General features: G+C 45.7%; 9 protein-coding genes and 4 pseudogenes. 5 read left to right on the plus strand and 8 right to left on the minus strand.

Features of this window, described 5'->3' with window-relative positions:
- Together QUA27_RS26605 and QUA27_RS26610 are read left to right on the plus strand one after the other, a co-directional pair.
- Nucleotides 1-815 (plus strand): annotated as a pseudogene (locus QUA27_RS26605) (WD40 repeat domain-containing protein); the annotation flags it as partial.
- A 137-nt stretch (nucleotides 816-952) separates the two neighbouring features.
- Complete coding sequence (locus QUA27_RS26610) at nucleotides 953-1,258, plus strand: hypothetical protein (protein WP_333071985.1); 306 nt, start codon at nucleotides 953-955, stop codon at nucleotides 1,256-1,258.
- Nucleotides 1,259-1,556: 298 nt separating this feature from the next.
- Here the strand turns inward: QUA27_RS26610 and QUA27_RS26615 are convergent, their stop codons facing one another.
- On the minus strand, nucleotides 1,557-2,447 hold the full coding sequence (locus QUA27_RS26615; RefSeq protein ID WP_333071987.1) for a peptidoglycan DD-metalloendopeptidase family protein: 891 nt from the start codon (nucleotides 2,445-2,447) through the stop codon (nucleotides 1,557-1,559).
- 337 nt (nucleotides 2,448-2,784) lie between these two features.
- Between QUA27_RS26615 and QUA27_RS26620 the strand changes: the two genes are divergently transcribed.
- On the plus strand, nucleotides 2,785-4,005 hold the full coding sequence (locus QUA27_RS26620) for an HhoA/HhoB/HtrA family serine endopeptidase (protein WP_333071989.1): 1,221 nt from the start codon (nucleotides 2,785-2,787) through the stop codon (nucleotides 4,003-4,005).
- A gap of 305 nt (nucleotides 4,006-4,310) precedes the next feature.
- Here QUA27_RS26620 and QUA27_RS26625 read toward each other — a convergent pair whose 3' ends face one another.
- From QUA27_RS26625 to QUA27_RS26645, 5 genes and pseudogenes are all read right to left on the minus strand, one after another.
- On the minus strand, nucleotides 4,311-4,658 hold the full coding sequence (locus QUA27_RS26625) for a DUF760 domain-containing protein (protein WP_006635907.1): 348 nt from the start codon (nucleotides 4,656-4,658) through the stop codon (nucleotides 4,311-4,313).
- Nucleotides 4,659-4,700: 42 nt separating this feature from the next.
- Complete coding sequence (gene scpB / locus QUA27_RS26630; RefSeq protein ID WP_333071991.1) at nucleotides 4,701-5,216, minus strand: SMC-Scp complex subunit ScpB; 516 nt, start codon at nucleotides 5,214-5,216, stop codon at nucleotides 4,701-4,703.
- A 330-nt stretch (nucleotides 5,217-5,546) separates the two neighbouring features.
- The gene (locus QUA27_RS26635; RefSeq protein ID WP_333071992.1) at nucleotides 5,547-6,275 is read right to left on the minus strand and encodes an ISAzo13-like element transposase-related protein; all 729 of its coding nucleotides are present in this window, start codon (nucleotides 6,273-6,275) and stop codon (nucleotides 5,547-5,549) included.
- A gap of 44 nt (nucleotides 6,276-6,319) precedes the next feature.
- Nucleotides 6,320-6,754: a hypothetical protein gene (locus tag QUA27_RS26640; RefSeq protein ID WP_333071995.1), complete on the minus strand. Its 435-nt coding sequence runs from the start codon at nucleotides 6,752-6,754 to the stop codon at nucleotides 6,320-6,322.
- 254 nt (nucleotides 6,755-7,008) lie between these two features.
- Nucleotides 7,009-7,152: pseudogene (locus QUA27_RS26645) on the minus strand (IS1 family transposase); the annotation flags it as partial.
- 78 nt (nucleotides 7,153-7,230) lie between these two features.
- Between QUA27_RS26645 and QUA27_RS26650 the strand changes: the two are divergent.
- A pseudogene (locus tag QUA27_RS26650) lies at nucleotides 7,231-8,262 on the plus strand (IS630 family transposase).
- A 126-nt stretch (nucleotides 8,263-8,388) separates the two neighbouring features.
- Here the strand turns inward: QUA27_RS26650 and QUA27_RS27565 are convergent.
- Both QUA27_RS27565 and QUA27_RS27570 read right to left on the minus strand, forming a co-directional pair.
- Nucleotides 8,389-8,601 (minus strand): IS1 family transposase, encoded by a 213-nt coding sequence (locus tag QUA27_RS27565; RefSeq protein WP_445251555.1) that lies wholly within the window; start codon nucleotides 8,599-8,601, stop codon nucleotides 8,389-8,391.
- 81 nt (nucleotides 8,602-8,682) lie between these two features.
- Nucleotides 8,683-8,862: an IS1/IS1595 family N-terminal zinc-binding domain-containing protein gene (locus tag QUA27_RS27570; protein WP_445251556.1), complete on the minus strand. Its 180-nt coding sequence runs from the start codon at nucleotides 8,860-8,862 to the stop codon at nucleotides 8,683-8,685.
- 75 nt (nucleotides 8,863-8,937) lie between these two features.
- Here QUA27_RS27570 and QUA27_RS26655 point away from each other — a divergent pair.
- A pseudogene (locus QUA27_RS26655) lies at nucleotides 8,938-9,138 on the plus strand (IS1/IS1595 family N-terminal zinc-binding domain-containing protein); the annotation flags it as partial.
- Nucleotides 9,139-9,278 lie beyond the last annotated feature (140 nt).

Raw genomic sequence — 9,278 nt, forward strand, 5'->3', positions numbered from 1 at the left:
CCGGTTCATGGGATGAAACCCTGAAAATCTGGGACACCGAGACAGGCACCGAACTCTTAACCCTCACCGGTCATACTGACGGGGTAAATGCAGTAGCGATCGCACCATCTGGCAAGACAGCAATTTCCGCTTCAGGTGATCGCACCCTGAAAATCTGGGACACCGAGACAGGGACTGAACTTAGAACCCTCACCGATCATACTGACGGGGTAAATGCAGTGGCGATCGCACCCGACGGCAAGACAGCGATTTCCGGTTCATGGGATGAAACCCTGAAAATCTGGGACACCGAGACAGGCACCGAACTCTTAACCCTCACCGGTCATACTAGCGGGGTAAATGCAATAGCGATCGCACCCTCTGGCAAGACAGTGATTTCCGCTTCATCAGATAAAACCCTGAAAATCTGGGACACAGAAAGTGGCACTCCACTTTTCACCCTCATCGGTCATACTGGCCTTGTAAATGCAGTGGCGAGCGTACCCGACTGCAAAACAGCGATTTCCGCTTCATTAGATAACACCCTCAAAATCTGGGACACAGACAGCGGTAGGGAACTTATAACTCTCATCGGTCATACTGACTGGGTAAATGCAGTGGCGAGCGGCCCTAACGGCCTCATAGCGGTTTCCGCTTCATCGGATAACACCATTAAAGTCTGGGATTTGATTAGCTACAAAGAGGTTGCTAGTTTCAGCGGAGATTATAAGTTTAAGTGCTGTGTAATCGCGCCTGATGGGGTGACAGTTGTAGCCGGCGATGAGTCGGGCCGGGTGCATTTCCTGCGATTGGAGGGAGTTAGCGGCGGGCGATAATCGGATTTTTGGGTCGATTCGGGCGAGCTAATTTGAAATCCTCGGCGGTTGAAATCCCGGCGGTTGGAAACCGCGTCTACACAAACGATGTCCGCCTACGGGGACGAAGAGGGTATTTGGAGATTGAAAATCATCGGGTGAAATCTTCAACCCGCGAAGGCGGGTTTTGTCTGTGTAGCCGCGGTTTCAACCGCCGGGGTTTTTGGGTTTCAACCGCCGGTTTTTTTGTGGATGGGCGATCGAATTTGAGAGAAATGTGCGATCGGGTTTTTGGGTTTATTGGGGCGATCGGATTTTTTGTTGATGGGGCGATCGAATTTGAGAGAAATGTGCGATCGGGTTTTTGGGTTTATTGGGCGATCGAATTTGAGAGAAATGTGCGATCGGGTTTTTGGGTTTATTGGGCGATCGGGTTTTTGGGTTTATTGGGCGATCGATTTTGAGAGAAATGTGCGATCGGGCAATAAGTTGTTAACCAATAAGTGATTAATAGGAACCCGATTAGTGCGATCGTTACTTGTTTCTCCGATTGTATCAGGTTCAAAAAGATTGTGCGTAAAATAAACTGGTTTTGCATCATTTGTTTTTGTAAGTGAGTCTGGTAAAATGTTGGTAACATATTTTTTGGGATAGGCAAGCGTGTAACAATTCTGCTGCCTATCTTTCTTTACCCTCACACAGATCAATCCTTACCCCGTCTGGATTTAGGGCGGGTTGTCACCCCCCAGCACACTAACAATCCTATTTTTTAACAGTCGCTTGCAAATAAAGCAGCGGGTCTTCAGCAACCCAACCCAAACCCGAATTGTACCGAACTTCAAAATGCAAATGAGATGGCGGAATATCCCGTTTTCCCGTCATCCCGACAGTTCCCAAAACTTCTCCAGACTGCACTTTTTGACCGACTTTTACCGCAATATCTTTCAACTGAGCGTAGCGCGTTTGCTTCCCCGCTTGATGGTTCACCACCACTAAATTCCCGTAATCCCCCTGCGGCCCGGCAAAGGCGACAGTCCCCTCGCCCGCCGCCAAAACCTGCGTACCCTCCGACGCCAAAAAATCTACACCGCTGTGGAAAAAAAATTCGTGGCGAACCGGATGCAATTGCCGCCCGTAACGCAAAGCTTCCACTGCTGGGGCGGGCAGCGGAAATCCCTGCACCGATGGCGCTGCATCGGGATTGATAGAAGGCCCGATCGACCTATTCACCGCTGGCACAAACACCGTTTTCCCCAAAGGCCTGCACCCGTTCGCCTCAAATAGCAAATCTGCAGGCACTTTGTAACGTTCTGCCAGTTTTTGCCAATTCCAGCCCGCAGGCACTTCTACCTCGCTGCCACTGTACGGAGGAATGACGATCGCACTTCCAGCAGATACTTCACCGCCCCGCAACGTCGGATTTATCCCGATCAGCGCCGCAGGAATCACATTGTACTGCCGCGCGATGCTTTCTATGGTTTCGCCCTGGGCCACAGTATGGCGGCGCAACCGAGACATAGCCGGACTCGGGCAATCGCGGGCGGGGTCGGGGTTTTCTACAGGTGTACCTGAAGGAAGATTTGCAGGTGGGATCTCGGTATTTGCCGCCGTTTGCCCAACGGGTGCGATCGACCAAATTAGTGCAGAAATCACCGGAAATAAGTGTTTAAACCTCATTATCTACAGAAAAAAGTATTCATTTGGGACAGTTGACAATTTTAAAATCCCGTGAAGCTTCATATTTACAAGCTCTAGCCACCCCCCAGACTGTAAATCCCAGGCTAAGCCAAGTTAGGATGAGAATTATTAGTTTGAATCGCTCTTGGCAAATCCGGCAAAATTGCCTGTGATGCCGATGGGCCCCGGCCTGTTAACAGCTATGTTCTTGAGGAAGCGGTACGCCCCGCCCCGCTTTCTTCTCGTCACCAAGACAAAAATGCTTGATTCGGAACCTGTCTGCGGGGATGAGGTATCTAGCGGGAGTTATTAAATGAGTTTATCTTTTAAGCAAACGACCCTTTATGTGACTTTGCTGTCAATCGGCGGAGGTATGGGATGGTTGGGAAATCGCTATCTGCAAGGCTCAAACAATCTGGAAACCGGATTGGTTTTGCCAGTAGTACGCCAGCAAATCCCCCCCTATGCGTCTCCTCCAGTTCTGGAAAATCGGGCGGTCGATCGCAGCAATCCCAATTTTATTGCTGAAGCAGCGGAAAAAGTCGGCCCGGCTGTAGTGCGGATTGACGCATCCAGCAAAGTAGCGAATCAAGTGCCGGAAGCTTTCAAAAATCCTTTGTTTCGCCGGTTTTTTGGGGAGAATTTGCCGCAGCCGGAAGAACGAGTCAAGAGAGGTACCGGTTCCGGGTTTATTCTCACTCCTGACGGCCGCATTGTTACTAATGCTCACGTTGTCTCCGGGACGGATACTGTCAAGGTGACGCTTAAAGACGGCCGCGAGTTTGAGGGTAAGGTGCAGGGAGTCGATCCGCTGACGGATGTCGCTGTGGTTAAGATTAATGCTAAGGAACTGCCGCAGGTGGCTTTGGGTCGATCGGACAATATTGTACCGGGACAGTGGGCGATCGCGATCGGCAATCCTTTAGGTCTCGACAATACCGTGACTGTGGGCATTATCAGCGCTACGGGTCGATCGAGTTCTCAAGTCGGCATCCCAGACAAGCGAGTCCGCTTCATCCAAACCGACGCCGCGATCAACCCCGGCAATTCTGGTGGCCCCCTGCTCAATGACCAAGGCGAAGTAATTGGCATCAATACCGCCATTCGCGCCGACGCTCAGGGCTTGGGATTTGCAATTCCGATTGAAACCGCCAAACGAGTTTCCGATCAGCTATTCGCCAAAGGTAAAGCCGAACATCCCTATCTCGGCATTCAAATGGTCAGCTTGACTGCCGCCACCAAGGCAGAACTCAACAAACAGCTCGATAATAATAAAATTACCCTCGATCAAGGCGTAGCCGTGACGCGAGTCGTGGAAAATTCCCCCGCTCAAAAAGCCGACTTGCGCCCCGGGGATGTCATTCAAAAAGTTGACGGAATTGCGGTTAATACTCCTGGGGACGTGCAAGAACGGGTGGAAAACACTGCTGTGGGCAAAGAACTCGAACTGGAAATTAACCGTGTGGGTCAAGTTCAAAATATAAAAGTACGTCCGGGTGCTTTTCCACTATCGGGTAGCTCCGCCGGTGGGTAATACCATTTGAGATTGTCGATTACAGAATTGGGAATGACTTACGGGATAAGGATTTGGAGCTTACCTACAGTTGCTTTCTTTTGGGAAACTGCTATTAGTTGCAAACGGTGCAGGATGAAAGATAAATCTGATGCTTTATAGTCCTGGACGCAGCAACCGGGTTTTTTCACCAAAATCCTTGGTGTAGGGCGAGGGATACCCGGTTAACAGCCCGGTTTCTTAATTCCCTGTGCCTCCATGATTTAGGATTATGGATTTTTCTGAACAACTTTCATCTTTCTGGCTTCCCCAACCCGTTGATCTTTTTACTTGTCTTTGGGCGAGTTTGGTTGAATCGAGCTGGTGCTTGCTAAATTTTCTTCTAGGTGCATCCTCTGCTCCATTTGCCTCAAAAAATAGCCTGTCATCATCGCTGAAGCTAGCAAACCTGCTAAGTTTTCGCGGTCAGTGGTAATTTCGACGTTAAAATTTTCTGAAGGCAAAACGCCGACAAGTCCTTGAACGTTATGAGAGATAATTTCTCTGATGTCGGGGCTGACGGACTTGGCGACTCGGGCTAGAACCTCCGGGGATTGGTGTTGGAGGTACTTCAGCAGTGGATTGACTGCGGTTTGTTGGGCATTGGATGTGTCAAAGTCAGGGTGAAAAACCATTTGGCGATTCTTAATTTCTGGCTGGTTACATTCTACTTCAAACTACTCGTCATTGCTTGGGTACAAATTTGCCTGAAAGTCAATTTGCAATTGTTTTGGGAGTTGGTCTACTTGAAAGTACCGATGAAATTTCTCGGTAACTTGTAACCAATACGACCGTCCCTCAGCCGATCGCCGTTTGCGGACGAAACCCATTTCTACAAGTTCCTGCACTTGTTGGTAAGCTCCTGAACCTCGCAAGCTAACTAAATCTGGCTGAGCGATGCCGCCTTTGAGGGCGATCGCCGCCAGCGTCCGCAAAGCTCCCACACCTAATTCTGGAGGTATTAAAGTTTGCATTAAACTGGCAAACTCTTCTCGGAGTTGCAGGCTGTATCCTGTGGGGGTTTCGACGACTTCTAATGCACTGTCGCGGCGGGACGAGTCAGACATAAGTTCGATGATGGCGTCTTCGGCTTCGGCTCGATCGCACTTGGCAATCTCGGCAATTTCTGCGATCGACACTGGCTGACCTTTTAAGTAAAGTATGGCTTCTATTGTTGTGGCTAAGCGACTCATTTGGGAATTAGTAACGAGGAATTGGGACGTTGAAAGAAGAAGGAAGAATCAAGAAAGAACAAGGAATCAGAAAAACAACAGTGATCTGTATTTCCGTAACTTCCGTGTCGTGAATAATGAGAGTTAGTAATAAACATTCCCCTTACACAAATTATTAATAGTGTAGATTAGGTTGAGGAAGAAAACCAAAACTTTCAAGTTTATTTTTTATATCAGTCCGAGACGCAGAAATATATAATAAAGTTTCTGGCTCTCCTGAGTTTATGGTGTAAAATATATCAACATATACAGATGACGGGGTTAGGGACTCGCGGAAAAATAAAGTACCAGTCAAATTGGGATAATCGTGATATCCCATTTCGGTAAAGTTTCAGAACGTTGCCATTCGGGTAAATACTGTTTTAACTCTTTTGGTAAGACTTTTATTCCTTTCTCGTAAGTTGTCTCAACCAAATGTATAACCGGTTTAATTCCTTGCCACGTCATGTTGCCTGCCCTGTTTATAGCAGTTTCAACTGAATCTAAAATAGCACCATTCCAATAATTTTCAAGTGCTGCCCAGCAGCGTTCAATTGGATTATATTTGCTATGATATGGCGGATAGTAAATTAGTCGGATTCTTAAACGAATTCTCTGAGATAACTCGACGATGCGTTTGATGAATTGTGTACGAGCACTTCTGATTGCCGGACCACCATCAAGGTCAATCACTAATTCTTCAAGTTCGGTGTAATCAGATTGATTATTGTGCCACCAATCTATTAGACAATCAACAATAAAATCTGTAGTTTCACCGGACTGTCCCATATAAATCGATAGTCGATCACTTTGAGTGTTAAGAATGCCAAAGGGGACTAATACAGCTTGCCACTCGGTATCATGATCGTCGGCCGATTTCGGTTCGATGGTTCTGGCTTTACCACCCCGTGACAGGTTGCCAATTTTTACTTTTGCTTTGGTATCAATTGATATTCGCAGAGACTTGACATGTAGATCGGAGGCTTGATTCTCCTTCAATACATTCTCAAAAATCGCATCTGTTTCGGGAATTTTTTTCAAGGGCTTGGTTTTTTGGTTTTTTTTAGGCGATACCCCTTTCGATTTTAAATCGCGCCAATTGTCTGACGAGAAGGTAATTGCTCACTGTCGTAGTTCTTCTGACTCACTAATGCCGCTCGTACCGCGAGTGCCGTGATCCGGACATACAAAAGTGTCGATTGAAACTTGGGGTATGTCTGGGACTCGGGAGCGACTAGAGAGCTAATATCGGCTTCTAAGTTGGGCAGCAAAATTTCACTTTTGTGTCGTCCCCGAACCCGATAATTATCAACACAAATCAGTCCGGTTCGTCGTTCATGTAAGCCCAGTTGAACACTCGACCGGTTCCACCCCATAAATGTTTCTACTTTACGGGCTGAACCATTAAAGTAGTCTTCAGCCACTTTTGCCATAAAGTCTCGACGGCGATAGCCTGTCAGTTTTTGGGCAGCATCCTTAAACGTCGATTTAACGGTCTCACTCAAGATCATTTCTGGCATCCCAATCACAGAGGTCACAACCGCTTATGTCAGATTTTTTGTTTCCTAATCTTCTAGCGTAACTGGGATTGTATTTAATTGCAAGCCCCTTAGGACCGATTTATGGTAAAAAATATGGGGTCCGTATTGTTAAGAAGCCCATCATTGAAAAATGTTACCTCAATCATACCAAATTTGTTTCCAACAGCAGCTCAAAAACGCCCAATACTTGAGTCTGACTATTTTAGTTTTTCGGTAGTGGTGAATAGTAATGGTCACGAACGAAGAGAGGCATTGTAATGATGAACAAAATACCAAATTGCACCGATATGGTTGCTCAATTTCTTCGAGAACGACAAAGTTTTCCGTACTAACCGCCCTACTCGCTGGCGTAACGTGTTGTTAAATCGCTCAACATAAGTAAGTCGGTGCGAAAAAACCGAACTATGTTAAAATAAGTAAAGACAGGGAATACGTCTACCAAGGTAACTCAATATATGGGCGCTAGATTAAGGATATTTCTGACAAAAGAGCAAGATAAAACTTTATTAAAATTGAGAACTGCGAATGTTCCCCAAAAAGTCAAAGACCGGGCTCTTGTAGTCAGATTAAATGCACAGGGCTGGTACGTTGAAAAAATAGCAGCTCATTTTAACTGGACCCGACAAACAGTGAGAGAGGTTTTACATAAATGGCAAAAACTAGGAATGGAAGGTTTTTGGGAGTTGTCAGGTCGAGGAGGCAAACCGAAGTGGAAAGAAGCAGACATAGAGTTTTTAACAGAATGTCTCAAAAATGAACCACGTACATAAAATAGTGTTCAATTAGCTCAAAAATTAGAAAAAGAGCGATCTATTAAACTAAGTCCCGACCGATTAAGACGAATACTAAAAAAAAAGGGTTTATTTGGAAACGAGCGAGAAAGAGCCACAAAGGAAAACAAGAAATCATAGCACGCCAAATCAAACAAGCAGACCTAGATATGCTGGAATGGGCTGCTACTGCGGGAGAGCTCGATTTAAAATATTTAGATGAATCAGGATTTTGTGCATGGAGCGAGCCCGGTTACACTTATTACAAACTTTCGCGAGCAAAAACGTCTGGAACAAACCTTACGGCGTGGTCGTATATTAAGTATTGTAGGACTTCTTCAACCTGAAATCAGCTTTGTTTACGCTTTGGTAATTGGAGGTGTCGATCGAAAAGCTTATATCAAAATGATGGAGTCAGAGGCTCGCTCGGCAGAGAGGAGTAAACGAATTAGAGTAATAGTACAGGATCATGGCCCCATACATCGATGTAATGAAGTCCAAAAATTATGGTCCAAGTGGGAAAACCAGGGTCTATATATCTTGTTTTTACCTAAATATTGCTCAGAAATGAATCCCATAGAATTGGAGTGGCAACACATCAAAAAAGATGAGCTAGCCGGACAAATATTTGAAGATGAATTAGAGCTAGCTTATGCCGTAATTAATGGGGTAGAAGCTAGAGAAAAAAAAAGGAAACTACTCTACAAAACGCATTAAATTGAGAGCAGAGCGTCCTACTTAATATTTTGTTACATACTTACCAATTTTCCTGCTGACTTACTTAACTGGTTTTTCCCGTTTCCTTGCCAACGGCCTTACTGCCGCTTGCTGGGTAGCACCTGTTCATAGGCCTCCCAAAAGTCGGTGTAGCAGACCGCACATTGCCCATAAACGGCCGGTAAACATTGCCAAAGCTGCGAAAGCTGATTGTCGAGAGCGAGATCCGATTGTTACCCCAACAATCTCACGACTATCTGCATCCAAAGCTAACCAAACCCATTGGTTGTTGTCTTGGGAGCCAACAAAGGACCACAGTTGGTCTAATTGAATTGTCAACCGACCTGTTTTTTTGGGGTAATATCAATAGTTTTGGGAGCCTGGTAAAACTTCTGATTGACGTACATTTGTCGCCAACGCTCAGAAACTCCTGTGACTCGTACGATGGCCGAAGCGTGCAAGGCCCTCAAGCAACAGCTTATCAATCAATTGACGGGTAGCCTCATCAATCGGTTGCCGAGTTGCCTGCTCAACAAACTGTCGTCTGCAGTCCTGACATCGGAATGCTGGTTTGCCGTAATGAGTATGGCCGTATTTAATGGCGTTGCTGAATTAGGGTATGATAAATTTATAGTGCGAGCGCCCAAAAATAACACTTCAAAAAACGAAGAGCTTATGAAATGTCCTGAATGTCAGTCTACTCATGTCAATAAAAATGGTCAGAAAAAAGGTAAACAGAATTATATTTGTGTCGGTTGTGGCAGACAATTTATAGATTGCTATCAACCTCATAAAAGTTACTCGGAAGAAGTTAAACGTGAATGTCTCAAAATGTATGTCAATGGTATGGGTTTTCAAGCAATTGAGAGGATTAAAGCCCACATTCCGCACCCTCAACTGTCACACATCAACAAAAGGGGGATGAAATAGTACAAATGAACTATAGCAATCCTAAATCAATTGTAAAATATATGGTTTCACCAATCCTGATTAACTTGGTATTAATTTAGGCTTTT

The organism is Microcoleus harperi Pol14_C6, from assembly GCF_036701295.1.
Classification (GTDB): Bacteria; Cyanobacteriota; Cyanobacteriia; order Cyanobacteriales; family Microcoleaceae; genus Microcoleus.